At 69.4% G+C, this 23,759-nt stretch carries 25 protein-coding genes; 9 read left to right on the top strand and 16 right to left on the bottom strand.

Annotated features, from left to right (window positions below; translation table 11 throughout):
- Window positions 1-3: 3 nt before the first annotated feature.
- A complete protein-coding gene (locus tag E9232_RS13710; RefSeq protein WP_309794707.1) occupies window positions 4-1,314 on the top strand; it encodes a Gfo/Idh/MocA family protein in 1,311 nt (436 codons plus the stop codon).
- A 12-nt stretch (window positions 1,315-1,326) separates the two neighbouring features.
- Here the strand turns inward: E9232_RS13710 and E9232_RS13705 are convergent, their stop codons facing one another.
- Window positions 1,327-1,926 carry a putative adhesin gene (locus E9232_RS13705; protein ID WP_309794706.1) on the bottom strand — a complete coding sequence of 200 codons (600 nt, stop codon included), beginning with the start codon at window positions 1,924-1,926 and terminating at the stop codon, window positions 1,327-1,329.
- Window positions 1,927-2,017: 91 nt separating this feature from the next.
- Entirely contained in the window at window positions 2,018-2,608 is a 591-nt protein-coding gene (locus E9232_RS13700) for a GNAT family N-acetyltransferase (protein WP_309794705.1), read from the bottom strand.
- 92 nt (window positions 2,609-2,700) lie between these two features.
- On the opposite strand from E9232_RS13700, the gene E9232_RS13695 reads away from it, so the two are divergent.
- Window positions 2,701-3,513: a hypothetical protein gene (locus tag E9232_RS13695; RefSeq protein WP_309794704.1), complete on the top strand. Its 813-nt coding sequence runs from the start codon at window positions 2,701-2,703 to the stop codon at window positions 3,511-3,513.
- Between the two features lie 179 nt (window positions 3,514-3,692).
- Here E9232_RS13695 and E9232_RS13690 read toward each other — a convergent pair whose 3' ends face one another.
- A complete protein-coding gene (locus E9232_RS13690; protein ID WP_309794703.1) occupies window positions 3,693-4,148 on the bottom strand; it encodes a GFA family protein in 456 nt (151 codons plus the stop codon).
- 93 nt (window positions 4,149-4,241) lie between these two features.
- Window positions 4,242-4,646 carry a VOC family protein gene (locus E9232_RS13685; RefSeq protein WP_309794702.1) on the bottom strand — a complete coding sequence of 135 codons (405 nt, stop codon included), beginning with the start codon at window positions 4,644-4,646 and terminating at the stop codon, window positions 4,242-4,244.
- An 88-nt stretch (window positions 4,647-4,734) separates the two neighbouring features.
- Here E9232_RS13685 and E9232_RS13680 point away from each other — a divergent pair, with 88 nt between their 5' ends.
- The gene (locus E9232_RS13680; RefSeq protein WP_309794701.1) at window positions 4,735-5,439 is read left to right on the top strand and encodes a helix-turn-helix transcriptional regulator; all 705 of its coding nucleotides are present in this window, start codon (window positions 4,735-4,737) and stop codon (window positions 5,437-5,439) included.
- A gap of 28 nt (window positions 5,440-5,467) precedes the next feature.
- Here the strand turns inward: E9232_RS13680 and E9232_RS13675 are convergent, their stop codons facing one another.
- The 5 genes from E9232_RS13675 to E9232_RS13655 are packed head-to-tail and all read right to left on the bottom strand — an operon-like array spanning window position 5,468 to window position 11,652.
- On the bottom strand, window positions 5,468-7,108 hold the full coding sequence (locus tag E9232_RS13675; protein ID WP_309794700.1) for an ABC transporter ATP-binding protein: 1,641 nt from the start codon (window positions 7,106-7,108) through the stop codon (window positions 5,468-5,470).
- Window positions 7,105-7,962, bottom strand: a complete 858-nt coding sequence (locus E9232_RS13670) for an ABC transporter permease (RefSeq protein ID WP_309794699.1) — start codon at window positions 7,960-7,962, stop codon at window positions 7,105-7,107. The genes E9232_RS13675 and E9232_RS13670 overlap by 4 nt, the downstream gene beginning before the upstream one ends.
- Window positions 7,959-8,900, bottom strand: a complete 942-nt coding sequence (locus E9232_RS13665; RefSeq protein WP_309794698.1) for an ABC transporter permease — start codon at window positions 8,898-8,900, stop codon at window positions 7,959-7,961. Before E9232_RS13665 ends, E9232_RS13670 begins: the two co-directional genes overlap by 4 nt.
- Before the next feature lie 25 nt (window positions 8,901-8,925).
- Window positions 8,926-10,482, bottom strand: a complete 1,557-nt coding sequence (locus E9232_RS13660; protein ID WP_309794697.1) for an ABC transporter substrate-binding protein — start codon at window positions 10,480-10,482, stop codon at window positions 8,926-8,928.
- Window positions 10,483-10,524: 42 nt separating this feature from the next.
- Complete coding sequence (locus E9232_RS13655) at window positions 10,525-11,652, bottom strand: C45 family autoproteolytic acyltransferase/hydrolase (RefSeq protein ID WP_309794696.1); 1,128 nt, start codon at window positions 11,650-11,652, stop codon at window positions 10,525-10,527.
- A gap of 143 nt (window positions 11,653-11,795) precedes the next feature.
- On the opposite strand from E9232_RS13655, the gene E9232_RS13650 reads away from it, so the two are divergent.
- The 6 genes from E9232_RS13650 to E9232_RS13625 all read left to right on the top strand — a co-directional run bounded on the left by E9232_RS13650 (window position 11,796) and on the right by E9232_RS13625 (window position 16,925).
- Entirely contained in the window at window positions 11,796-12,764 is a 969-nt protein-coding gene (locus E9232_RS13650; RefSeq protein ID WP_309794695.1) for a GntR family transcriptional regulator, read from the top strand.
- Window positions 12,761-13,306, top strand: a complete 546-nt coding sequence (locus tag E9232_RS13645; protein WP_309794694.1) for a GNAT family N-acetyltransferase — start codon at window positions 12,761-12,763, stop codon at window positions 13,304-13,306. The genes E9232_RS13650 and E9232_RS13645 overlap by 4 nt, the downstream gene beginning before the upstream one ends.
- Complete coding sequence (locus E9232_RS13640) at window positions 13,303-13,689, top strand: nuclear transport factor 2 family protein (protein ID WP_309794693.1); 387 nt, start codon at window positions 13,303-13,305, stop codon at window positions 13,687-13,689. Before E9232_RS13645 ends, E9232_RS13640 begins: the two co-directional genes overlap by 4 nt.
- A gap of 410 nt (window positions 13,690-14,099) precedes the next feature.
- On the top strand, window positions 14,100-14,837 hold the full coding sequence (locus E9232_RS13635; RefSeq protein ID WP_309794692.1) for an acetoacetate decarboxylase: 738 nt from the start codon (window positions 14,100-14,102) through the stop codon (window positions 14,835-14,837).
- A 78-nt stretch (window positions 14,838-14,915) separates the two neighbouring features.
- Complete coding sequence (locus E9232_RS13630) at window positions 14,916-16,097, top strand: DUF3734 domain-containing protein (RefSeq protein WP_309794691.1); 1,182 nt, start codon at window positions 14,916-14,918, stop codon at window positions 16,095-16,097.
- A gap of 45 nt (window positions 16,098-16,142) precedes the next feature.
- Complete coding sequence (locus tag E9232_RS13625) at window positions 16,143-16,925, top strand: 3-hydroxybutyrate dehydrogenase (RefSeq protein ID WP_309794690.1); 783 nt, start codon at window positions 16,143-16,145, stop codon at window positions 16,923-16,925.
- A gap of 34 nt (window positions 16,926-16,959) precedes the next feature.
- Here E9232_RS13625 and E9232_RS13620 read toward each other — a convergent pair whose 3' ends face one another.
- From E9232_RS13620 to E9232_RS13590, 7 genes are all read right to left on the bottom strand, one after another.
- Window positions 16,960-17,715 (bottom strand): C13 family peptidase, encoded by a 756-nt coding sequence (locus E9232_RS13620; RefSeq protein ID WP_309794689.1) that lies wholly within the window; start codon window positions 17,713-17,715, stop codon window positions 16,960-16,962.
- 148 nt (window positions 17,716-17,863) lie between these two features.
- Window positions 17,864-18,283: a VOC family protein gene (locus E9232_RS13615; RefSeq protein ID WP_309794688.1), complete on the bottom strand. Its 420-nt coding sequence runs from the start codon at window positions 18,281-18,283 to the stop codon at window positions 17,864-17,866.
- 181 nt (window positions 18,284-18,464) lie between these two features.
- Window positions 18,465-19,973 (bottom strand): carboxypeptidase M32, encoded by a 1,509-nt coding sequence (locus E9232_RS13610; protein ID WP_309794687.1) that lies wholly within the window; start codon window positions 19,971-19,973, stop codon window positions 18,465-18,467.
- Window positions 19,963-20,994 carry an ABC transporter ATP-binding protein gene (locus E9232_RS13605; protein ID WP_309794686.1) on the bottom strand — a complete coding sequence of 344 codons (1,032 nt, stop codon included), beginning with the start codon at window positions 20,992-20,994 and terminating at the stop codon, window positions 19,963-19,965. Before E9232_RS13605 ends, E9232_RS13610 begins: the two co-directional genes overlap by 11 nt.
- Window positions 20,991-21,980 carry an ABC transporter ATP-binding protein gene (locus tag E9232_RS13600; protein ID WP_309794685.1) on the bottom strand — a complete coding sequence of 330 codons (990 nt, stop codon included), beginning with the start codon at window positions 21,978-21,980 and terminating at the stop codon, window positions 20,991-20,993. Before E9232_RS13600 ends, E9232_RS13605 begins: the two co-directional genes overlap by 4 nt.
- Window positions 21,977-22,816 (bottom strand): ABC transporter permease, encoded by an 840-nt coding sequence (locus tag E9232_RS13595; protein WP_309794684.1) that lies wholly within the window; start codon window positions 22,814-22,816, stop codon window positions 21,977-21,979. The genes E9232_RS13600 and E9232_RS13595 overlap by 4 nt, the downstream gene beginning before the upstream one ends.
- Window positions 22,813-23,751, bottom strand: coding sequence for an ABC transporter permease (locus E9232_RS13590; protein ID WP_309794683.1), 939 nt, complete (start codon window positions 23,749-23,751; stop codon window positions 22,813-22,815). Before E9232_RS13590 ends, E9232_RS13595 begins: the two co-directional genes overlap by 4 nt.
- Window positions 23,752-23,759: the final 8 nt, after the last annotated feature.

Raw genomic sequence — 23,759 nt, 5'->3', positions numbered from 1 at the left:
AAAATGGCCAAGACACTCAATGTCGGCATGGTCGGCTACGGCTTCATGGCGCGGGCCCATTCCAATGCCTGGGGCAAGGTCTCGCAGTTCTTCGACACCGGCTATCGGCCGGTCCTGAAGGCCGTCGCGGCCCGCAATGGCGAGAAGGCCAGGGCCTTCGCGCAGATGTGGGGCTATGAGGGGGTCGAGAGCGACTGGCGCAAGCTGATCGAGCGTAGGGATATCGATGTGATCGATATCTGCACGCCGAACGACAGCCATGCCGAGATCGCGATCGCGGCGGCCAAGGCCGGCAAGATGGTGACCTGCGAGAAGCCGCTGGCCCGCAGCGCCGCCGAAGGCCTGCCGATGGTGCAGGCGGTCGAGAAGGCCGGCGTGCCGAATATGGTCTGGTACAATTACCGCCGCGTGCCGGCGGTGAGCCTGATCAAGCAGATCGTCGACCAGGGCCTGCTCGGCAAGATCTATCACTACCGCGCGAAATTCCTGCAGGACTGGACCATCTCACCCGACGTGCCGCAAGGCGGCGCCGGGACATGGCGGCTCGATGTCGACGCGGCCGGTTCGGGCGTGACCGGCGACCTGCTCGCGCACTGCATCGATACGGCGATCTGGATCAACGGTTCGATCAGGAACCTGACCGCCATGACCGAAACCTTCGTCAAGCAGCGCAAGCATGCGCTGACCGGCAAGGTGCGGCAGGTCGGCATCGACGATGCCGCGGCGGTGCTGACCCATTTTTCGAACGGCTCGCTCGGCACCTTCGAATCCACCCGCTACGCGCGCGGGCACAAGGCGGCCTATACGCTGGAAATCAACGGCGAGAAGGGCTCCTTCGCCTGGGATCTGCACGACCTCAACCGTCTCGCATGGTTCGATCATCGCACGCCCGGCGCACTGCGCGGCTGGACCTCCATCCTGGTCACGGACGGCGAGCACCCCTATCTCGGCAAATGGTGGGTGCCGGGGCTCATCATCGGCTACGAGCATTCCTTCGTGCACCAGGTCGCCGATTTCCTGCAGGGCCTTGCCGATGGCAAGCCGGCCGCGCCGACCTTCCGCGACGCGCTGGAGACGACGGTCGTTTGCGACGCGATCATTGCTTCGGGCAGAACCGGCAAATGGGTCGATGTCGAGGCGCCCCGGCCAGCCAAGGCGCAGAAGGCCAAGGGGTCAAAGCCCGCCGCTGCCCCCAAGGCGGGTCCCTCCAAGGCGGCGCCCGCGAACGCTGCCAAGCCTGCGGCAAAGGGGGAGAGCGCTGTGTCAGCCAAGTCGAGTGCGAAGGGAAAGAAAGCCCGGCGGGCGCCGTCTTAGGGCACCGCTTCGTCACGGAGTGGCGGCGCCGCCGGCAGCCCCGGCGGGGATGGTCCCGGTCGCCTCCGCCGTCGGGTCCGGCTTGCTGCCGCGGCAGAAGGCGCAATAGATGTCCGTGTACTGGTGGTTCGCCGTCTCCAGCTCATCCAGGATCTCGGACAGCGGGACGCCGACCTGGCCCTTGAAGTCGAACCGGGACCGGATGGTGATGATGTCGTAATCGACCAGGCCGCGGGAATAGCTGACCGTGTGATAGTTCTCGTTCTTGCCGTTGTGCTTGCGCCAGAAGGACAGTTTGCTCTCGTAATCCGTGTTCGTGTATTTGGTGAGCAGATATTCCGGGCAGTTTTCCGGCGTCAGGGTCTGGTTCACGGTCCGGTCGATGAAGCTGCTCAGGCCCAGGTCGTTCACGACATGGCCATGGGGCACGAAGAAGTGGAGGTTGGGCACTGTCGCGGCGCCCTTGCGCTTCATCGGCTTCTTCGGGTTGATCAGGGTGCCCATGCCATGCGCGGTGATCAGGGCCGTCGGGGCCGCCGGCGAATTCGCTCCCTTTTTCCAGACGTAGAGATACTTCCCGATCTCGACCTTCGCCACCGCGTCATCGGTCATCGCGTCGCCTTCCAGCAAGAGGGAGACCCATCTATGGCGGCGCCGATGACCGGATGATTGCGATCGATGTCTTTCCGATTACGGTCGTAATTCACGCGGGCCCGGCGGCCGCCGGCGCCAGCACCCGGGTGACCAGCCAGCGATCCTTGCCCAGGCGGCGCACCCGTTCGAAGCCCTGGCGTTCGAACAGCGACAGCGTCGCATTGTGCAGGAAGGACGACGAGACCGACCGGCCCGCCGCATCCTCCGGATAGCTTTCGACCGTGCCGCCGCCGAGGCGGGCGATCTCCCGCAACGCGCCCTCCAGCGCCGCGGCCGCGACCCCCCGGCCGCGATGGGTCCTGGCGACGAAGAAGCAGGTGATCCGCCAGTCCGGCAGGGCGGTGAAGCCCTCGCGATAGGCCTTCTTGTGCTTGATGTTGGTCAGCTCCTCGGCCGACCCGAACTGGCACCAGCCGACGCAGGCCGGGCCGTCGAACACCAGGGCGGCGTGGGCGCGGCCGTCGCGCACCCGGCGCTGCTTCATCTCCCGCCGCTCCGCGACGCTCTCCGCCCGCCTGGCGCCCTCCGGGTGGAAGTTCAGGCACCAGCAGCCGCCCCAGACGCCATTGTGCCGTTCGACCAGGTCGGCGAAGGCCGGCCAGGTGCTCTCGTCCAGAGGTTTCACGCAAAAGCCTGCCATGACCGCCCCCTTCGGTTGCCGGTCGGGTGAACACGCCGGGTCACACAATGTGCACTATCTTTAATTCGCGATCCTAGTTCATGATATGTTCCATGGACAAGCCGCAGACCGCCCGGACGCAGGAGGCCGCTCCCCAGGAGGATCGGGCGGCGCGGCATCTGCGGCTGCTGGCCCGGGCGGCCGAGATCCAGATGGAGGTGATGGAGGCGACCCGCGACGAGGCGGTGCAAAAGCCTCAGTCCGGCATCGACTATTGCCAGCGCATCGCCGTCGCCACCCGCTCACTGCGGTTGACCCTGCTGCTGGAGGAGGAGATGGCCCGGCCGCCGGAGGAGCGTGCGGCGGCACTGGCGAAAGCCAGGCCTGCGGCATCGCCAATGGCCAACTGGCACGAGAAGAACGCGACGTTGGGTGTCGCCCCAGTGGCTGTCGAGGCGGCTGTCGAAAGGACCGAGAGCGAGGCGGCCAGCTGCCTCCGCGCCGAGACCGTCGAGCGGCCGGAACGGCACGAGCGGCTGGAGCGTCCGGAGGTGGTGGAGCGGGTCGAGCGCTGCCCGATGCCGAAAGCCCGGCCGACCGTGGTGCCGCGGTGGGCGTGGCACCACGAGCGGGTGAAGCTGGCCGTCGTCTCGGCGGCCGATGACGGCAGCGGGAGCGAGGAGAGCGACCGCCTCCATGCCAGGGTCTGCCAGCGGCTGGAGCAGCCGGAGGTGGCGGAGATGATCGAGCGCAGCCCGGCGCCGGAGGCGGTGGCCCGGCTGTGCCGGGAGCTCGGCCTGCCGCCGGAGGCGGATCGATGGCTCGAGCTGGCGGATGAGATGCTGGAGGAGGAAGGCTTCATCCCCGAACCGGAGGCGCCCCCCGCCACCCCCGCCCGCCAGGCCGAGGCGCCGGATACGGGGTAGGGGCGTCGCCTCTCCCGCCCCCTCCCTCGTCATTGCGAGGAGGCGAAGCCGACGAAGCAATCCATGGTCCCGCATGAACGGCCCGATGGATTGCTTCGCTGCGCTCGCAATGACGGGAAGGGGGACGGCGGGAGACGCAACGCGAAGGCTGGTGCCGAGAAGCTGCCCAGCTTCCTGTCTCAACCCCCCATCACCGGCGCGCCGATCAGCCGATAGAATTCATCCGCCCGCGGTGGACCCTCCGGCCAGGCGGGGACCGCCGGCTCGAGCTTCAGCCACGGCTGCTTGCGGATCGTCCACATATGGGCGGCCAGGGTCAGGCGATGGCTGTTGTCGAAGCTGCCGGCGCGGATCACGACCCGGCCGGGGCGCGAACTGTTGGTGTTCCAGACCCGGGTGAAGCAGATGGGGCAGGCCATCTGGTACGAGATCCGCAGGCCGTCGGCGCTGGGCAGGTCGAACTGGCCGACCGGGCCGGTGCCTTCAAACCGATCCTGCGCCACGATGGCCTGCTGGCTGAAGGCGCTGCCGCTCCAGGTCTGGCAGTCCAGGCAGTGGCAGGCATAGGTCAGGGGCAGACGGTCGGCGTCGAGCCGCCACCGTACGGCGCCGCAGCGGCACCCTCCTTCGATCACATCTTCCTCCCCGAGCGTCATCCGCGCGGCGGCGAGAATGCGGGATCGGGACGGGGATGGGAATGCGTCCCGGCGGCAAGGCCTGTTTCGCCGCTATGCCGACCGCGAAGCGAAGCGGCGTTTCGCAGCCTCGGATGTCGGCATGTAGAGAGAGACGGCGTTGCCCTCCGGGTCTCGGAACTGAAACGTCGTATTGCCCCACGGCATGGTCTTCAGGCCATGCACAAGGGCGACATTGTCCTCCAGGCGAGAATATTCGGACTGGATGTCCTCGACCTGCAATTCGATGAAAAGGCTGCGATTGGCTGCCGGTGCGGCGCTGCCTTCCTTCCACAGCGCCACGGTCTCGACGGCCCCGATGGCCAAGGTGGCGCCGGGCATCACGATCTCGGCAAAAACCGGCGCAAGCCATTGCGCTCTGAGCCCCGTGACCATCTCGTAGAAAGCAACCATCGAGCCGATGTCGGCGGCAATGATCCTGACCGATGCGAATTTCATGGGAGACCCTTGTTTCAGCGACCTCGCCGGCCGCCGGGATCTTGTCGCACAGCCTTGTTGCCACCATCCTGGCAGCAGGAGTCAGCACATGCGTCGAGCCGATCGTCTCTTTCAAATCGTCCAGATCCTGCGTCGGACGAGGTCGCCGATCACCGCGGCGGCGATTGCGGAAGAGCTCGAGGTTTCGAAGCGTACCGTCTACCGCGATATCGGCGACCTGATCGGCCAGAGGGTTCCGATTTCCGGTGAGGCCGGGTTCGGCTACCGGTTGGATCCGGATTTCGACATGCCGCCGCTCATGCTGACGCCCGACGAAATCGAGGCCGTCATGTTGGGCGCGCAATGGGTTGCCGGACATTCCGATGCTCTCATCGCAAATGCGGCGCGGGATGTCGTCGCGAAGATCGCCTCCGTCATTCCAGAGACTTTGCGGCCCTTCATCGTCGAGCCGAGCATGGGCGTCAGGCCGGTGTTGCCGCCGCCGGCCGAAACCATCGACATCGCCGATCTCCGATGGGCGATCCGTGCAGGCCGCAAGCTCGAGCTGCAATACCGGACCGAGGCCGGGGAGATCACCGACCGGACGGTATGGCCGGTGATCCTCGGCTATGCCGAGACCAGCCGCCTGCTCGTGGCCTGGTGCGAGCTCAGGCAGGATTTCCGGCATTTCCGCACCGACCGCATGCTCGCGGCCAGCGTATCCGATATCCCCATCGGCCTGCGCGCCGGTGAACTGCGCCGCCGATGGCAGACATGGCGGGAGGAGCAACTGCCGAACAGGCATGGGCGGTGACGAAGGGTCGTCAACCCGTCGCCCGCCCTCACGCTGCCGCGATGCGCCGGCCCTTCAGCTCGAAGCCGCCGCCGTCCAGGCGGTGCAGCGACGGGGCCGCGGCCAGCAGCTCGCGGGTGTAGTCGTGCTGCGGGTGGTCGAACACCGTGTCGCGCGGCCCGGTCTCGACGATCTTGCCCGACTGCATCACCGCCACCCGGTCGGCCACCTGCTCGACCGCGCCGAGGTCGTGCGACACGAACAGGCAGGCGAAGCCGTAGCGCTCCTGCAGCGACCGGAACAGCTCCAGGATCTGCTTCTGCACCGTCATGTCCAGCGCCGAGACCGGCTCGTCGGCGATCACCAGCGCCGGGCGGCGGATGATCGCCCGGGCGATCGCCACGCGCTGGCGCTGGCCGCCCGACAGCTGGTGCGCGTAGCGGCCGGCATGCTCCGGCGACAGGCCGCAATCGGCCAGGGTCTCGGCCAGCCGGTCGGCCTTCTGCCTCGCGCTCATCTCCGGCGCCAGCCGCAGCGGCTCGGCCACGATGGCGCCGATCTTCATCCGCGGGTCGAGCGAGGAATAGGGGTCCTGGAAGATCATCTGGCAGTTCAGCCGGTGGTCCCGCGCGCCGGGGCCCCGCCCGCCATGGACCTCCTGGCCGCGGAACAGGATGCGGCCGCCGGAGGGCTGCTTCAGCCCGATGATGGCGCGGCCCAGCGTGGTCTTGCCGCTGCCGCTGCCGCCGACCAGCGCCAGGGTCTCGCCGGGATGGATCGCCAGGCTGACCCCGTCCACCGCCCGCTTGGCCGCGCTGCGCGAGAACAGGCGCTGCCGCCCGGCATGGTCGATGGTGACGTTCTCGACCGCCAGCAGCGGCACCGTCCGGTCCACCGGCGGGCGGGCCGGGCCGCGCTTGGGCAGGGCGTCGAGCAGCCGGCGGGTGTAGTCGTCGCGCGGGTGCAGCAGCACCTGCTCGGTCGGGCCGCCGTCGACGGCGCGGCCGCGCTGCAGCACCACGACGTGGCGGGCGTAGCGGGCGACCATCGCCAGATCGTGGCTGATCATCAGCACCGCGGTGCCGTTCTCGCGGGTCAGCTCGACCATCAGGTCCAGCACCTCGCGCTGCACCAGCGTGTCCAGCGCGGTGGTCGGCTCGTCGGCGATCAGCAGCGCCGGCTTGGTCAGCATCACCGAGGCCAGCATGATGCGCTGGCGCATGCCGCCGGAGAACTCGTGCGGGTAGGCGGCCAGGCAGCGCTCCGGGTCGGCGATCTGGATCCGCTCCAGCATCGCCAGGCTGCGGCGGCGGATCTCGGCATCGTCCAGGCGCAGATGCAGCTTCAGCGCCTCGGCCATCTGCCGGCCGATCGGCATCGCCGGGTTCAGCGACACCATCGGCTCCTGGAACACCATGCCGATGCGGGCGCCGCGGATGCGGCGCAGGCCCTTGGGCGGCAGCGCCGCCAGGTCCTGGCCGTCGAAGCGGATGTGGCCTCCGACCCGCCGCATCGGCGGCGGCAGCAGGTCCAGCACGGCACGGGCCGCCATGGTCTTGCCGCTGCCGGATTCGCCGACCAGCGCCAGCATCTCGCCGGCCGGCAGGGCGAAGCTGAGGTTGTCGACCACCAGCGGGCCGCCGTCGCCGGCCTGGATGGTCAGGTGCTCGACCGAGAGCAGGGGGCTCATCGCAGCATCCTCGGGTCGAGACGGTCGCGGATGGCGTCGCCGAACAGGTTGATGCCCAGCAGCGTCACCGAGATGCACAGGCCGGGGAAGATGCCCAGCCACGGCGCGGTGGCGATGTACGGCCGGGCGGCGGCCAGCATGTTGCCCCAGGTGGCGGCCGGCGGCGGCACGCCGAGGCCCAGGAAGCTCAGCGCGCTCTCCGACAGCAGCACCCAGCCGAACATGCTGGTGGCCAGCACGGTCAGCGGCGCGATGCAGTTGGGCAGCACGTGCCGGGCCATGGTGAACAGCTCGGAATTGCCCATCACCTGCGACGCCTCGACGTATTCTCTGCCGCGGATCGACAGCACCGTGCCGCGCACCACCCGCACCACCGAGGGCATGTACGCAAGCCCCAGGGCCAGGATGATGCCGTACTTGTTCGCGCCCAGGATGGTCATGATGCCCAGCGCCAGCAGGATGCCGGGGAAGGCCAGCAGCGCGTCGTTGAACATCATGATGACCCGGTCGGCCCAGCCGCGGAGATACCCGGTCAGCACCCCGACCAGGGTGCCGCCGGTGACCGCGGTGGTGACGGTCAGGAGGCTGATCCAGCTGCTGGTGGCGGCGCCGCTCATCGCCCGGCTCAGCACGTCGCGGCCGAACTCGTCGGTGCCCAGCCAATGCGCCGCCGTGGGCGGCTTGAAGCGCTGCAGGATGTCGATCTTCAGCGGGTCGTACGGCGTCCACACCGCGCCGAGCAGGGCGACGGTGATCAGGGTGCCGATGATCAGCCCGCCGATCGTCGCATTGGCGCGCAGCCGGCGCCGCCGGGCGATGGCGGCCGGGGCGGGGGTCTCAGCCTGTGCCGTCATGCCGTCACCCGCGGGTCGAACAGGGGGTAGAGGAGGTCGACGAACAGGTTCACCAGGACATAGATGCCGGCCACGAACAGCAGGCAGCCCTGCACCACCGGATAGTCGCGGGCGTAGATCGAATCGACCAGCAGCCGCCCGAGGCCGGGGATGGTGAACACGGTCTCGACCACGGCGATGCCGCCCAGGAGGTTGCCCAGGATCAGGCCGATCAGGGTCCAGGTCGGGGCGAAGGCGTTGCGGAAGGCGTGGCGCCACAGCACAGCACTTTCCGACAGGCCCTTGGCCCGGGCGTGGGTGATGTATTCCAGCCGCATCACCTCGATGGTGCTGGCCCGGGCCATGCGGACAACGACGCCGGTCTCGATCAGCACCAGCGTCGCCACCGGCATGATCATGTACAGGAGCGCCGCGCCGGCATCCTCGCCGAACGGGGTGTACCCGATCACCGGCAGCCACTGCAGCTTCAGCCCGAACAGCAGCAGCATCAGCAGGCCCAGCCAGAAGCTGGGGATCGACAGCAGGAAGGTGGCGCTGGCGACGACCGCGAGGTCGAGCGCGCTGTCCTGCCGCCAGGCCGCGATCATGCCGGCCGGCACCGCCACCAGGCTGGCCAGCCCGACCGCCACCAGCACGATGGTGGCGCTGACCGCGAAGCGGTCCAGGATCAGCGGCAGCACCGCCTGGCCGGTGCTGATGGAATGGCCGAAATCGCCCGACAGCGCCTGGCCCAGCCAGTACACGAACTGCAGCGGGATCGGCTGGTCGAGCCCCAGCGAGCGCCGGAGGTCGGCGACGCTGGAGGGGTCGGCCATGTCGCCCAGCATCAGCGTCACCGGGTCGCCCGGGATCAGGCGGATCATCCCGAACACGATGACGGCCACGATCAGCAGGGTGGGCACAGCCATGCCCAGGCGTTGGAGCAGGAAGCGAACCATCGGCGAGCCTTTCCCGACCGCAGGATCAGTTCTTGATCGTCACGTTCCACAGCCGCGGCTTCGACGCGGTCCAGGGCGAATAGCCCTCGATCCGGTCGGAGATCGCGGCGATCTCCGCGCCATTGTAGGTCACGATCAGCGGCACGTCCGCGATCTGCATCGCGTGCAGCTTGTCGAAGATGTCCTGGCGCTGCTTGGGGTCGCCGGTCACCATCGCCTCCTGGATCAGCTTCAGCGCCTCCGGGTTCTCCCACACCTTGCGCGGCTGGGTGTCCTTCGGGCCCGACACCATCTCGTAGCTCAGCGCCGGGTCCATCCGGGCGGAGTAGCTGAACGACATGGTCTGGTACTGGCCGCTGGTGTAGCGGTCCAGCTGGGCGCCCCAGTCCAGCACCTCCAGCTCGATGTTGATGCCGGCCTGCTGCGCCAGCGCCTGGGCCAGGATGGCGGTGTCGTAGACGCTCTTGTACTTGCGGTTGACCAGCATCTTGATCGGCTGGCCGGTGTAGCCGGCCTCGGCCAGCAGCGCCTTCGCCTCGTCGACATTGGCGGTGTAGCCCTGGCGCTCGGCGTCGGTGTAGTAGGGGCTGGCCGACGGCACCACCGAGGCGTTGGGCGGCGAGGTGCCCTGGGTCACCGCCTCGGTGATCTGCTTGGTGTCGATCGCCAGCGCCAGCGCCTTGCGGATGCGGACGTCCTTCAGCAGCGGGTCGCGCGTCTGCAGCAGGATCGCGCTCATCGACAGGGTCTGCGCCAGCTGGGTGCGCACGCCCTTCTGGCCGTCGAGCTCCAGCTTGTCGGCGATGTCGACATCCGGCACCAGGTCGATGTCGCCGGACAGGAGGGCGGTCTTGGCCGCCGCGGGGTCGCCGATGATGTTGAAGCGGATGGTCTCGGCCACCGCCTGCTTGCCGCCGGTGTAGCCGTCGCGGTCGCCGCCGCGCGAGGCATAGTCGGCGAAGCGCTTGAGCTGGACGTACTGCCCCGGCTCCCACTTCTCCAAGAGGTACGGGCCGGTGCCGATCGGCGCCTTCCAGCTGCCGTCGGCGGCCAGCGAATCCGGATGGATGATCGCGCCCTCGGCGCAGTCGGTCCGGGCCATGGTGGTCAGGAACAGCGCGCTGGGGGCGTTGAGGTGGAACACCACGGTCTTCGGGTCGGGCGCGTCGATCGCCTCGATCTTGATCCGGCCGCGGCCGTCGAATTCCGGCAGGCAGCGCCATTCGGTCTTGGGGTCGAGCCAGCGCTTCCAGCTCCACACCACCTCGGCCGAGGTCATCGGCGCGCCGTTGTGGAACTTGACGCCGTCGCGCAGCGTGAAGGTGTAGGTTTTGCCGTCATCGGAGACGGCGATCTTGTCGGCCAGCATCGGCCCAACCGAGGCGTCCTCGCGATAGGCGACCAGGCCCTCGACCACATGCAGGATCACCGCATCGGTGTTGTCGTCGCGCTTGGTGCCGGGGTCGGTGCTGCGCAGGTCGCCGTTCAGCGCCACGCGGATGGTGTCGGACGGCGCCGCCGCCAGGGCTGGAACGGCCAGCCCAAGCGCCGCCGCGAACGCAAGAACGGAAAGTCTGGTCATGGAAGCCCCCTGTGTGAGGCGATGCAGGAAGCCGGACCGCGTTCAGGCCGCGTTTTTGGTCCGGCTGGAGAGGTCGAGCGAATAGGTGGTGAAGGTGCGGTTCAGCGCTGGCAGCGGCGCCACCTCCATGATGCCCTCGGCCGGCCGCATGATCACCATGGCGACGGTGGCCGACAGGTTGCCGTGCTGCGACGGGCGCGGCGGCCGGCACACGGCATAGGGGGTGCCGAAATCGTCGAAGAAGGCAGCCTTCATGTCCTCGGCGGTCAGCTTGCCGTGTTTGGCCTTGAGGATCTGCTTGACCCGCCAGTCGCGGTAGAAGCTCTCCGGCGTGCTAGGCGTGCCGGCCTCGCGCAGCTTGCCCAGCGCCACCGGACTGATCCAGTGGTTGGCGTGGACCAGCAGGCCGTCCTCGGGATACAGCGGGAAGGTCTCGTCCGGCGCGCATTCGAAGTTGATGGCGAAGCCGCCGGCGTTGCTCAGGATCATGTTGTTCGACGCCGATTTCGGCGTGATCGCGATGGTCCGCAGCGACAGGGCGAAATGCTCCAGCTCCAGCGCCTTGCGCCGGATCAGCGGCAGCGGGATGCCGACCCCCAGCTTGTAGTCGCGGTCGGATTCCAGGTAGTTGGCGGTGATCGCGGTGCCGACCGAGTTCATGCCGTTGCGGGCCAGGCCGCCGGCCTCGGTGAAGGTCAGCACGTCGGGGCCGTCCTCGCGCCGCACCCGCAGCACGATCGCGGTGTCCGCGCATTCCGCCCGCCAGTCCCAGTTCTGGCCGTGGATGACGCTGCCGTCGGCGCTGGCCGGGCCCATGATCACGGCCCCGGTGCAGCCGTCCGGGTCGTCCTCGACCACGCCCTTGCGGCGATGGGCCAGCTGCATCACCTCGGTGCGGCAGTTGATCAGGGCCACCGCCTCGAAATCGACAGTGGCGCCCTCGGCGATGCCGCGCATCTCCTCGACCAGCTCGGGCGCGAATTCCTCCATCTTGGGCAGGAAATCGGTGACGAAGCCGCGGATCTCCGGCCAGTCATAGCCCAGGTCGCGCAGCTGCCGGGCATAGACCTCGACGCTCTTGCGGGTGCGGTCGGCGGCCGCCGCGCCATACTGCCGGCCGCGTTCGCGCGGCGTGCCGTGGACGTCGACGAAGGGAAAGGGCGTCGTCATGATCAGGGATCCGTTGTCTCCGGAGCTTCACACGCTATTGCATTTCAGTTTCATGAAGAACAGATTTTTTGCAGGCGATGCAAAGTTGAAAGATTTTTGCGTGCTCGGCGCACGCCCTTTCCCCGCGCTGCGCGATCGCTATCATGAAGAGGGACGTCAGGGTGGAGCACAGCGTGGCAGCAGCGGCAGAAGCGGCGGAGCGGGCGAGCCCGCTGCAATTGGAACTGGCGCGGCAGATCGTTGAGCGCATGCGCGACGAGGCCTGGGTGCCGGGCATGCGGATTTCGGAGCAGGCGCTGGCCCGGACGCTGGGCGTGTCGCGCTCGCCGATCCGCGGCGCGCTCGACCTGCTGGTGGCCCAGGCGGTGCTGGAGGCCGGGGCCGGCCGGGGCTTCGTGGTGCTGCGGCTGCCCGGCGACGCCGAGATGTCGCGGCTGATCCCACGGTCGGAGGGCGAGGCGGTCTACACCGCGATCATGACCGACCGGGCCAATGGCCGCCTGCCGCAGGAGGTTTCGGAGGCCGAGCTGATCCCGCGCTACGGCGTCTCGCGCGGCGTGGTGCGCAAGGTGCTGATGCGCTTCGCCGCCGAAGGGCTGGTGCAGCGCCAGCGCGGCCATGGCTGGCGCTTCGTCGATTCGCTGGAGACCGACGAGGCGGTGGCCGAGAGCTACCAGTTCCGCATGGTGGTGGAATGCGCAGCCCTGCGGCAGCCGGGCTTCCGGCTCGACCGCGACCGGCTTCAGCAGCTGCGCCGGGCGCATGAGGACATCCTGGCGCGGGCGGCCGGCGGGGTCGGCACCGAGGAGTGGTTCCGGGTCAACACCGCCTTCCACGAGATGCTGGCCGCCTGCTCCGGCAACCGCTTCTTCCTGCAGGCGGTGCGGCAGCAGAACAGCCTGCGCCGGATGCAGGAATACGCCGATTTCGTGCAGCTGCCGCAGGGCCGGGTCGAGCAGTCCTGCCGCGAGCACCTGGCGATCCTGGCCGCGCTCGACGCCGGCGACACCGAATGGGCGGCGGCGCTGCTGCACCGCCACCTGGCGCTGGCGGCGGGCACCTATGCCGGCGATGCGATGGACGGCAAGACCAGGCCGGAGCTGAGCGCATGACGGAGGAGGGGGCCTACCGCATCCGCGCCGGGCGGCCGGACGAGGTCGAGGCCGTGCGTGCCATCGAGATGGCGGCAGGAATGCTGTTCCGCAGCGTCGGCCTGCCCGAGATCGCGGCCTCCGCCCCGTCGGAGGTGGGGGAGGTGCTGCTGCGGGCGCGCGCCGGCCGGTTGCTGGTCACCGTCGATGCGGCGGACCGGCCGGTGGCCTTCGCCATGTTCGGGGAGGTCGACGGCACCCTGCACATCGAGGAGCTGGACGTCGATCCCGACCATGGCCGCCGCGGCCTGGGCGCGGCGCTGATCGCGCGGATCGACGCCATTGCCCGCGACCGTGGCCTGCCAGCGCTGACGCTGTCGACCTTCCGCGACGTGCCGTGGAACGCGCCCTACTACGCCAGGCTCGGCTTCGTCCCGATCCCGGACGGGGATCTCGGCCCCGGCCTGGCTGCGATCCGCCACATGATCGCCACCAAGGGCGTCGACGTTGCGCCGCGCCTGTTCATGCGGCGGCCGGTGGCGGATGGGATCGAGGCAAAATGACTGCTGCTCCCGACCACGCCATCCGCAAGCGCCGCGACGCCTTCAATCGCGCCCTGGCCAAGGCGGACCTCGACGCCATCGGCCCTCTCCTTGCTCAGAACGCCATCCTCATCACCGGCACGGACAGCGCAGTCATCTCCGGCCGCAAGGCCCAACTCGTGGCGTGGGAGCGCGAATTCACCGCGCCCTTGCGCACGATCTACACCCGTACCCCTGAGACCATTCTCGTCTCGCCCATCGAACCCATCGCCCTGGAGCACGGTCGCTGGCAAGGCGTCACCGCCACCGGCCTGCCTCTCGCATCCGGCAGCTACACCGCCAAATGGCGCAAGTCCGGCGCGGATTGGGTGATCGAGGCCGAAATCTATCTCACACTCGCCTGACGGCCTGCGCACGAACCAGAGGCAGCGCGCTATCGTCTCGGCAGTCTCGGCATCATCCATCGCAAGGAAATCCGGCCATGGCGCCGGCGTTCCGACGGCGGACGTCGCTGCAGACATCCCGATTGCAGTGGAACACAATCTGCGTGCGGCCTTGGTCCGAATATAGCGTTCGAGCGCGCCCCACCTATTCCTAGGTATCGCCCGTACTACTCGCGCGTCCGATTAGCGGGGCGGGCTCGTTCCGCTATGGTTTCACGGCACAGCGGTTCTTCCCCCCAGACCCCGCTGATGTTCGCAGCCCGCCACTGTTCCAGCCCCCGCGGACAGTGGCGGGTCCTTCCTTCCCCGGCAACGACGTCGCAATTCACGGTTGCGGCGATCCGATTGCCGTTCTCGCCGAGTAGACGCCGATGGATCGTGAGACCGTGCGGAAGACCGCCTTCGCCATGCCGCTGACCAGCCCGGCCTTCCCGCCCGGGCCGTACCGTTTCGTCGACCGCCAGTACTTCATCATCCGCTACCGCACCGACCCCGAGGCGCTGCGCCGGGTGGTGCCGGAGCCGCTGGAGATCGTCGAGCCGGTGGTGAACTACGAGTTCATCCGCATGCCGGATTCGACCGGCTTCGGCGATTACACCGAGAGCGGTCAGGTGATCCCGGTGCGGTTCGAGGGCCAGCTCGGCGGCTACACCCACCAGATGTTCCTGAACGACCACCCCCCGATCGCCGGCGGGCGCGAGCTGTGGGGCTTCCCCAAGAAGCTGGCGCAGCCGACCCTGGCGGTCGAGACCGACACGCTGGTCGGCACCCTGAACTACGGGTCGATCCGCATCGCCACCGGCACCATGGGCTACAAGCACCGCACCCTGGACCTCGCGGCGGAGACCAAGGGGCTGGGGGCGCCGAACTTCCTGCTCAAGATCATCCCGCATGTCGACGGCACCGCGCGGATCTGCGAGCTGGTGAAATACTATCTCGAGGACATCACCGTGAAGGGCGCCTGGACCGGCCCCGGCGCCCTCGACCTGTACCCGCACGCGCTGGCGCCGATCGCCGAGCTGCCGGTGCTGGAGGTGCTGTCGGCCAAGCACCTGGTCGCCGATTTGACCCTCGGCCTCGGCACCGTGGTGCACGACTACCTGGCCTGAGCCGCGACGGAATTCCTCTGCAACCACTGGGCATGAAGCCGATCGACCTGGGTCGAGCGGCCTTCGGGAGAGCATTGAATGCGAGGCGTCAACCGCAAGTTGGTCCACAGGGCGCCCGGGCGGGTCGAACCACCGGCCTATGACGTGGTGGCCCTGGTGCTGCAGGGCGGCGGTGCCCTGGGCGCCTACCAGGCCGGGGTCTATGAGGGGCTGCACGAGGCCGGCATCCGCCCGACCTGGCTGGCCGGGATCTCGATCGGCGCGCTCAACACCGCCGTCATCGCCGGGTCGCCCGAATCCCAGCGTGTCGACCGGCTGCGTGAGCTGTGGGAAACCATCTGCGCCACCCCGGTGAAATGGCCCGAGACCAGTGGGTTGGCCGAGGCGGCGCTGCCCTTCACCATGGATCTCCGCCCGGCGCACAACGCCGCCGCGGCGATGCGGGCGCTGTTCCAGGGCCAGCCCGGCTTCTTCAAACCGCGCTTCCCGCCGCCCTACCTCTCGCCCTTCGCCGGCGACGCCGCCACCAGCTTCTATGACACCGCGCCGCTGCGCGACACGCTGGAGCGGCTGATCGATTTCGACCGGCTGAACTCCGGCGAGATGCGGGTCAGCGTCGGCGCGGTCAATGTCCGCAGCGGCAACTTCACCTATTTCGACACGAGCGAGCGGCGGCTGGGGCCGGAGCACTTCATGGCGTCGGGCGCCCTGCCGCCCGGCTTCCCCGCTATCGAGATCGACGGCGAGCACTATTGGGACGGCGGCGTGGTCTCCAACACCCCCCTGTCCTATGTGCTGTCGACCGAGCCGCGGCGCGACACCCTGACCTTCCAGGTCGATCTGTGGTCGGCCAAGGGCCGGCTGCCCGACGATCTGATGGAGGTGTCGAGCCGCCAGAAGGACATCCAGTATTCCAGCCGGACCCGCGCCATCACCAGCCACATGCTGCAGATGCAGAAGATGCGCCAGGCGCTGCAGACGGTGATGAACAAGCTGCCGGACGCGGCGAAGCAGGATCCGGAGATCCAGGCCGTCGCGGATCTGGCCTGCCACCGTGTCTACAACATCGTGCACCTGATCTATCAGGCCAAGATGTTCGAAGGCCACTCCAAGGACTACGAGTTCGGGCTGGACGCGATGCGCGAGCATTGGCAGAGCGGCCTGGACGACATCCGCCGCACTTTGGCCGACCCCCGCCGGCTGAACCGCCCCGCGCCCGAGGTCGGCGTCGTCACCCATGACGTCCACCGCGGCGTATAGGCCGGTTCCGCCTTCATTCGCTCCCATACGCAAGGAAAATCACTCATGTTGAAGGGCAAGGTTGCGATCGTCACCGGATCGACCAGCGGCATCGGCCTGGGCATCGCCAAGGTGCTGTCCGGCCAGGGCGCGGACATCGTGCTGAACGGCTTCGGCGACGCCGGCGAGATCGAGGCGATCCGCGCCGGGATCGAGCGCGAGCATGGCGTGCGCGCGGTCTATGACGGCGCCGACATGTCGAAGGGCGACGCGGTGCGCGGCCTGGTCGCCGCGACGGTCGCCAAGCTCGGCCGGGTCGACATCCTGGTGAACAACGCCGGCATCCAGTTCACCGCCCCGGTCGAGGAGTTCCCGGCCGAGAAGTGGGACGCGATCCTGGCGATCAACCTGTCGGCGGCGTTCCACGGCATCGCCGCGGCGATCCCTGAGATGAAGCGGCAGGGCTGGGGCCGGATCATCAACATCGCCTCGGCGCATGGCCTGGTGGCCTCGACCCACAAGGCGGCCTATGTCGCGGCCAAGCACGGGCTGGTCGGGCTGACCAAGGTGGTGGGGCTGGAGAATGCCGGCAACGGCATCACCTGCAACGCGGTCTGCCCCGGCTGGGTGCTGACGCCGCTGGTCGAGAAGCAGATCGCCGCGATCGCCGCGGACAAGAAGATCAGCCAGGACGACGCGACCAGGCAGCTGCTGGGCGAGAAACAGCCCTCGATGACCTTCGTGACGCCGGAGCAGCTGGGCGCCACCGTCGCCTTCCTGTGCTCGCCGGCAGCCGACCAGATCACCGGCACCGCCATCTCGGTCGATGGCGGCTGGACCGCGCAGTAGGAGAGGTTGGCCTCGGGCCGATCGAGCCTCGCCCTCAGAACGCGGTCAGGCCGGCGACGTCGCGGCCGAAGGCCGATTGCGGTTCCGAGGCGGGGAAACGGCCCGCCCGTTCGCGCCGGGCGACGCAGCCGGCGACATTGGCGGCGATCGCGGTCCAGGCCGCGCCGCGCTTCAGCGAGGCCAGGAAGCACTGGTCGTAATAGGTGTAGCGGTCGCCGGCGCCGCAGCCGAAGGACGGCCGGTCGGCCCTGGCCGCGGTCAGCACGATGCGGTCCGGCGTGGTCAGCGCCGGCGTGTCGGTGTAAAGGCCGGAATAGCAGCCGGAGGTGACCAGCACGGTCGGCCGCCCGGCGCAGGATTCCGCCAGCAGGCCGGCGAGCCAGGCGGGCGGGATCACCGCGTCGTCGCGGGCCGAGACCAGCCCGTAGCCATGGGCGCCGTGCGAGGTGATGTAGACGAAGCATCCGGTGGTGGCCGGGCCGGCCAGCCGGGCCATCTGCGCCTCGAAATTGGTCCCGGTCATCACCGCGTCGGGCCGCCGGGCGTCGGCCTTCAGCACGGCGATGTCGGCGGCAGGGATGCCGAAGGACCGCAGCTTGCGCTGCAGCGCGTCGACGCCGTTGTCGAACACCGGTTCGGCGTCGTCGCCCGCCACCAGCAGCGCCTTCCAGCGCAGCGGCGCGTCGGCGGTCGCGGCGGCCGGGGGCGGGGAGGGCGTGGCGGCCTGGCTGGCGCAGCCGGACAGCAGCGCCAGCAGGGTCAGGCCGGCGATGCGCAGCGGCGATGTCATTCCAGCCCTCCAGACCATTGCCATCCCCCTCCGTCTGTCATGCCACGGCTTGACCGTGGCATCCAGGGGCGGCCAGAGCGGCTCTTTGTGGCCCCTGGATTGCCCGGTCAAGCCGGGCAATGACAGGAAGAAGGGGACGGAGCTGACCTTACCAGACGCCGGTGTTCGGCATCGACGCCCAGGGCTCGGCGGCCGGCTTCGATCCGCCCTTCTGCAGGATCTCGATCGAGATGTTGTCGGGCGAGCGGATGAAGGCCATATGGCCGTCGCGCGGCGGCCGGTTGATGGTGACGCCGGCCTTCTGGACGCGGTCGCAGAATTCGTAGATGTCGTCGACCTCATAGGCCAGGTGGCCGAAGTTGCGGCCGCCGGTGTAGGTCTCCGGGTCCCAGTTGTAGGTCAGCTCGACCGGTGCGTCCTCCTGGCCCGGGGGCGCGAGGAAGATCAGGGTGAAGCGGCCCTTCTCGTTCTCGATGCGGCGGGTCTCCTTCAGGCCCAGCAGGTCGCGATAGAAGTGCAGCGACTGCTCCAGGTCGGTGACGCGGACCATGGTGTGCAGATATTTCATCCCATTCCTCCCGGGAAACGACGGATTCGACGATATGACAGGTCTGGACTTCGGGTCGACGTGATCCGGCCATGGGCTGGCGCGCAGCCGCTGGGGATGGCCGGAGTCGTGACCGCGATACAATTGTCGCACGGAACAAGTCTGACAAGTGACATCGATGTGACCGCGGGCGGCCGCGGCCTCAGCCGCCGTGCTTCGCCTCGAGATAGGCGAGGTAGGGGGCGGGGTCGAGGCCGCCGCCGGTGGCGGCCCGCAGGATCTCGTCCGGCAGGCGCGACCGGCCGTGGCGGTGCACCGCCTGGTTCAGCCAGTTCCGGAGCGGGGCGTAGTCGCCGGTCTCCAGCCCGCCCGCGACCGCGGGATCCCGCTCCGCCACCGCGAACAGCTGCGACGCCATCACATTGCCCAGGGTGTAGGTCGGGAACGACCCGACATAGCCGGTCGACCAGTGGATGTCTTGCAGCACGCCGCGGGCATCGTCCGGCACCTCCAGGCCCAAATCGTCGCGCATCCGCCCGGCCCAGGCGGCGGGCAGGTCGGCGACCGTGAGGTCGCCGGCGATCACCGCCGCCTCCAGCTCGACCCGCAGCATGATGTGCAGGTCGTAGGTCAGCTCGTCGGCCTCGACCCGGATCAGGCCGGGCCGCACCAGGTTGACCGCGCGCCAGAACTCCTCGGCCGAGACGTCGGCCAGCTGCTGCGGGAAGGCGTCGCGCAGCAGCGGGAAATGCAGCTCCCAGAACCGGCGGGACCGGCCGACCCGGTTCTCCAGCAGCCGCGACTGGGATTCGTGCAGGCCGAAGCTGGCGCCGCCGACGGCGTAGAGGTTGACGATGTCGGTCGCCAGCACCGACCGGCCGAGCTCCGGGTCGATGCCCTGCTCGTACAGGCCGTGCCCGGCCTCGTGCAGCGCGGCGAACAGCCCGGCGGGCAGGAAGTTCGGCCGGTAGCGCGAGGTGATGCGGACATCGCCGCGGGTGAATGAGATCTCGAACGGGTGCACCGCCTCGTCCAGCCGGCCGCGGCCGTAGTCGAAGCCGACCAGCTCGGTCAGGGTCCGGGCGAAGGCCTTCTGCCGGTCGACGGGATAGTCGCGCTCGAGGAAGTCGCGCCGCGGTGCCGGCCGGGCCTGGGCCCGGGCGATCAGCGGCACCAGGCGGCTGCGCAGCGCGGCGAACAGGGGGTGCAGCCGGCCCAGCGTCATGCCGGGCTCGTACTGCGCCACCAGCGCGTCATAGGGGTGCTCGGCCCAGCCCAGCGCGTCGGCGACGCGGCGCTGCAGGGCGAAGCTGCGCTCCAGATAGGGCCGGAAGGCCGGGAAGTCGGACCGGGCCCGCGCCGCCACCCAGGCGGCCTGCGCCTCGGTCTTCAAAAGTGCGGCCTCATGCAGCAGCGGCTCGGGGATGCGGTCCAGCGCGGCCAGCCCCTCCTGCATCGCCGCCACGGCGCGGCGGCGCCGGCTGTCCTCCGGCTCGGCCGCGACCTCGTCCCAGGCCGCGGCCAGGGCATCGCGCATCGCCGGGCCGGTCACGATCCCCCGGGCCAGCGAGGTCAGGGTGGCGATCTGCTGGCCGCGCGAGGCGGTGCCGCCGGCCGGCATCTGGGTGCGGGCGTCCCAGGTCAGCAGGTTGACGGCGTTCAGCACGTCGTTCACCCGGCCGGATTCCGCGACGAAACGGTCATAGCCCATGGGCGGGGATCTCCTGTCGGTTCGGCGCCGCGGCCGGCGCCGCCTGGTCCAGCAGATGGCAGGCGGCGGTGCCGGTCGCGGTCGGGCGCGGCAGCGGCGCCTCGCTGCGGCAGCGGTCGAAGGCGTGGGGGCAGCGCGGATGGAAGGTGCAGCCGCTGGGCAGGTTCACCGGGCTGGGCAGCTCGCCCTTCGCCGCGGGAACGCGGTGGCGCCGGGTGGGATCCAGATCGGGGGCGGCGGCCAGCAGCGCCTGGGTGTAGGGGTGCTGCGGCGCCGCGAACAGCGCCTCGGTCTCCGCCGTCTCGACGATGCTGCCGAGATACATCACCGCCACCCGGTGCGAGAGGTGGCGGACCAGCCGCAGGTCATGCGCCACGAACAGGATGGTCAGGCCCAGCCGCTGCTGCAGCTCCAGCAGCAGGTTCACCACCTGGGCCTGGACCGAGACGTCGAGGGCCGAGACCAGCTCGTCCGCGATCAGGCATTCCGGCTCGACCGACAGGGCGCGGGCGATGCCGATGCGCTGGCGCTGGCCGCCGGAGAACTCATGGGGATAGCGGTCGGCCGCCTCGGGCGGCAGCCGCACCAGCTCCATCAGCTCGGCGATGCGGTCCGGGATCCCGGCCTTCGGGCGCATGCGGTGGACGGTCAGCGCCTCGGCCAGGGTCTGGCGCACCGTCATGCGCGGGTTCAGCGATCCGCGCGGGTCCTGGAACACCATCTGGACGCGGCGGTTGAAGGCGCGGCGGTCGCTTCCGGCCAATGTCCGGATGTCGACGCCGTCGTAGCGCAGCGTGCCCTCATCGGCCTCGATCAGCCGGACGATGCAGCGGGCGAGGGTGGATTTGCCGCTGCCGGATTCGCCGACGATGCCCAGGGTCTCGCCCCGCCGCACCGACAGGTCGACGCCGTTCAGCGCATGCACCGCCGGGTGGGGCTTGCGGCGCAGCGTGTCGCCGATCGTCCGGTCCATCCGGAAGCGCTTGGTCAGGCCGGAGACTTCCAGCAGCGGCGCGGTCATGCGGCCCCCCGGGCCGCGGAAACGCGGTCGGTCTCGAAACAGGCGACGGCGGCATCATGGCCCGCTGCGGTCAGCACGGGCAGCTCCGCCCGGCAATACGGCGTGGCGAAGGCGCAGCGCGGGGCGAAGGCGCAGCCGGGCGGCCGGTCGGTCAGCGACGGCGGCGATCCCTCGATCGACTGCAGCGGCTGGCGGGGACCGTCGCCGCGCGGCACCGAATTCAGCAGGCCCAGCGTATAGGCGTGGCGGGGCTGCCGGAACACATCCGCCACCGGCCCGGTCTCGACCACCCGCCCGGCATACATCACCGCCATGCGGTCGCAGCTCTGCGCCACCACGCCGAGGTCGTGGGTCACCAGGATCACGCTCATCCCCAGCCGGTCGCGCAGCTGCAGCAGCAGGGTCAGGATCTGGTCCTGGATGGTGACATCCAGCGCCGTGGTCGGCTCGTCCGCCAGCAGCAGTTGGGGCTCCGAGGCCAGGGCGATGGCGATCATCGCCCGCTGGCGCATGCCGCCGGAGAACTGGTGGGGGTAGTCGTCGAGGCGCTTGGCGGCGGCGGGAATGCCGACAAGGTCCAGCAGTTCGCGCGCCCGGTCGTGCCGCGCCCGGCGGCCCAGCTGGGTGTGCGCCCGCAGGCTCTCGTCGATCTGCAGCCCGATCGGCAGCACCGGGTTCAGCGCCGTCATCGGCTCCTGGAAGATGGTCGCGATCTCGCCGCCGCGCACCCGGCGCAGCGCCGCGGGCGGCAGGGTCAGCAGGTCGCGGCCCTGCCACAGCACCTGGCCGGCGATCCGCACCGGCGGCCGCACCAGCCCGAGGATGGCGCGCAGGGTGACGCTCTTGCCCGACCCGGATTCGCCGACCAGCCCCAGCACCTCGCCGGCGCGCAGGTCGAGGTCGACGCCGGCCACGGCCGCGGCCTCGCCCCGTGACGTCGGGAAGCTCGCGGTCAGGCCGCGGATCGAGAGGACGGTGTCGGTCATGTCTCGGGCCGCAGCAGGTCGGCCACGCCGTCGCCCAGCAGGCTGAAGCCGAAGCCGGTGATCACGATGGCGACGCCGGGGAAGATGGTGATCCACCAAGCCTGGGACATGAAGTTCTTACCGTCAGCGATCAACAGGCCCCATTCGGCGGCGGGCGGCTGGGCGCCGAGGCCGAGATAGCCCAGGCTGGCGCCGAGCAGGATCGCCAGCGCCATGTCGGTCATCCAGTAGACCAGCACCGGCGAGACCGCGTTGGGCAGCAGGTGGCGCAGGATGATGCGGGCGTCGCCATAGCCCATGACCCGGCCGGCGGCGGCGTAGTCCAGCCGGTTCTGCACCTTGATCTCGGCGGCGATCAGCCGGGCGTAGAACACCCAGCCGACGGCGCTGACCGCGATGTACATGTTGAGCAGCCCGGGGCCCAGCACGGCGACGATGGCGATCACCAGCACCAGGAAGGGGAAGGTGATGACCACGTCGACGATGCGGCCGAAGATCGGTTCCCAGATCCCGCCGTAATAGCCGACCAGCGCCCCGGCCGCGGTGCCGAACACCACCGGGAACAGGGTGGCGAACAGCGCGATCTGCATGTCGATGCGGTAGGCCCAGATCACCCGGCTCAGGATGTCGCGGCCGAAATTGTCGGTGCCGAAGGGATGGGCCCAGCTCGGCGGCTTCAGCAGGGCGCGGTAGTCGAAGGCGGTGGGGTCGTAGGGCGCGATCAGGGCGGGCGCGATCGCCAGAGCCAAGCTGAGGCCGAGGATCACGATCCCGGCCAGCAGCGCCGGCGAGATCCGCTTGCGGGACCGGGTCGGGGCGAGGCCGAGCGCGGTCATGCCTTCACCCGGGGGTCGAGCGCGGCCTGCACCAGGTCGGTGGCCAGGAACACCAGCGACACCAGCACGGCCATGGCCATGGTCAGGCCCTGCACCACGGGATAGTCGCGGCCGTAGATGCTGTCGATCATCAGCCGCCCGGCGCCGGGAATGGCGAACACCGTCTCGGTGATCACCGCGCCGCCGATCAGGGTGCCGACCGACAGGCCGAACAGGGTGACGGTCGAGATCAGGGCGTTGCGCAGCACATGGCGGCCCAGCACCAGCCGGGCCGCCAGGCCCTTGGAGCGGGCGAAATCGACATATTCCGCACCCAGCACCTCGATGATCGAGGCGCGCAGGTTGCGCATCAGCACGGCGGACAGGCTCAGCGCCAGGGTCAAGGCCGGCAGGAACAGGTGCCAGGCACGGTCGCCCCAGCTGTCGCCGTAGCCGCCGACCGGGAACCAGCGCAACTGCGCCGCGAACACGGTCAGCAGCACCAGGCCGAGATAGAAGATCGGCATCGACAGCCCGATCTGGAAGGCGCCGCGGATCGCGGTGTCGGCCGGGCGGCCGCGCCGCATCGCCGCGACGAAGGCCAGCGGCACCGCCATCAACACGGCCAGCAGCGCCGCGAAGCCGGTCAGCGCCAGGGTCACCGGCATGCGGTCCAGGATCAGCTGCATCACCGGCACCTTGAGATGGATCGAGGTGCCGAGGTCGCCCTGCACGATGCGCTCCAGGAACAGCAGGAACTGCATCGGGATCGACCGGTCGAGGCCGAGCTGGGCGTTCAGCCGCGCGATGTCGGCATCGGTGGCGCGGTCGCCCAGCATGGCGCTGGTCGGGTCGCCCGGCAGCAGCCGCACCAGGACGAAGATCACCAGCAGCACCAGGGCCAGCGTCGGCACCAGCTGGATCAGCCGTTTGGCGACATAGTTCAGGTTCGGCACCGGCCGCG

The organism is Inquilinus ginsengisoli, assembly GCF_031453975.1.
Lineage (GTDB): Bacteria > Pseudomonadota > Alphaproteobacteria > DSM-16000 > Inquilinaceae > Inquilinus > Inquilinus ginsengisoli_A.
This window is presented reverse-complemented; position numbering and strand designations above follow the sequence as displayed.

Bases quoted from the DNA above. Each gene is read 5' to 3' on its own strand.
- E9232_RS13665 (WP_309794698.1), bottom strand. From the start codon at position 8,900: ATGGTTCGCTTCCTGCTCCAACGCCTGGGCATGGCTGTGCCCACCCTG.
- E9232_RS13625 (WP_309794690.1), top strand. From the start codon at position 16,143: ATGTTGAAGGGCAAGGTTGCGATCGTCACCGGATCGACCAGCGGCATC.
- E9232_RS13620 (WP_309794689.1), bottom strand. From the start codon at position 17,715: ATGACATCGCCGCTGCGCATCGCCGGCCTGACCCTGCTGGCGCTGCTG.
- E9232_RS13605 (WP_309794686.1), bottom strand. From the start codon at position 20,994: ATGACCGCGCCGCTGCTGGAAGTCTCCGGCCTGACCAAGCGCTTCCGG.
- E9232_RS13670 (WP_309794699.1), bottom strand. From the start codon at position 7,962: ATGACGGCACAGGCTGAGACCCCCGCCCCGGCCGCCATCGCCCGGCGG.
- E9232_RS13595 (WP_309794684.1), bottom strand. From the start codon at position 22,816: ATGACCGCGCTCGGCCTCGCCCCGACCCGGTCCCGCAAGCGGATCTCG.
- E9232_RS13705 (WP_309794706.1), bottom strand. From the start codon at position 1,926: ATGACCGATGACGCGGTGGCGAAGGTCGAGATCGGGAAGTATCTCTAC.
- E9232_RS13655 (WP_309794696.1), bottom strand. From the start codon at position 11,652: ATGACGACGCCCTTTCCCTTCGTCGACGTCCACGGCACGCCGCGCGAA.
- E9232_RS13610 (WP_309794687.1), bottom strand. From the start codon at position 19,973: ATGGGCTATGACCGTTTCGTCGCGGAATCCGGCCGGGTGAACGACGTG.
- E9232_RS13710 (WP_309794707.1), top strand. From the start codon at position 4: ATGGCCAAGACACTCAATGTCGGCATGGTCGGCTACGGCTTCATGGCG.
- E9232_RS13685 (WP_309794702.1), bottom strand. From the start codon at position 4,646: ATGAAATTCGCATCGGTCAGGATCATTGCCGCCGACATCGGCTCGATG.
- E9232_RS13640 (WP_309794693.1), top strand. From the start codon at position 13,303: ATGACTGCTGCTCCCGACCACGCCATCCGCAAGCGCCGCGACGCCTTC.
- E9232_RS13660 (WP_309794697.1), bottom strand. From the start codon at position 10,482: ATGACCAGACTTTCCGTTCTTGCGTTCGCGGCGGCGCTTGGGCTGGCC.
- E9232_RS13675 (WP_309794700.1), bottom strand. From the start codon at position 7,108: ATGAGCCCCCTGCTCTCGGTCGAGCACCTGACCATCCAGGCCGGCGAC.
- E9232_RS13615 (WP_309794688.1), bottom strand. From the start codon at position 18,283: ATGAAATATCTGCACACCATGGTCCGCGTCACCGACCTGGAGCAGTCG.
- E9232_RS13630 (WP_309794691.1), top strand. From the start codon at position 14,916: ATGCGAGGCGTCAACCGCAAGTTGGTCCACAGGGCGCCCGGGCGGGTC.
- E9232_RS13700 (WP_309794705.1), bottom strand. From the start codon at position 2,608: ATGGCAGGCTTTTGCGTGAAACCTCTGGACGAGAGCACCTGGCCGGCC.
- E9232_RS13680 (WP_309794701.1), top strand. From the start codon at position 4,735: ATGCGTCGAGCCGATCGTCTCTTTCAAATCGTCCAGATCCTGCGTCGG.
- E9232_RS13650 (WP_309794695.1), top strand. From the start codon at position 11,796: ATGAAGAGGGACGTCAGGGTGGAGCACAGCGTGGCAGCAGCGGCAGAA.
- E9232_RS13645 (WP_309794694.1), top strand. From the start codon at position 12,761: ATGACGGAGGAGGGGGCCTACCGCATCCGCGCCGGGCGGCCGGACGAG.
- E9232_RS13600 (WP_309794685.1), bottom strand. From the start codon at position 21,980: ATGACCGACACCGTCCTCTCGATCCGCGGCCTGACCGCGAGCTTCCCG.
- E9232_RS13695 (WP_309794704.1), top strand. From the start codon at position 2,701: ATGGACAAGCCGCAGACCGCCCGGACGCAGGAGGCCGCTCCCCAGGAG.
- E9232_RS13635 (WP_309794692.1), top strand. From the start codon at position 14,100: ATGGATCGTGAGACCGTGCGGAAGACCGCCTTCGCCATGCCGCTGACC.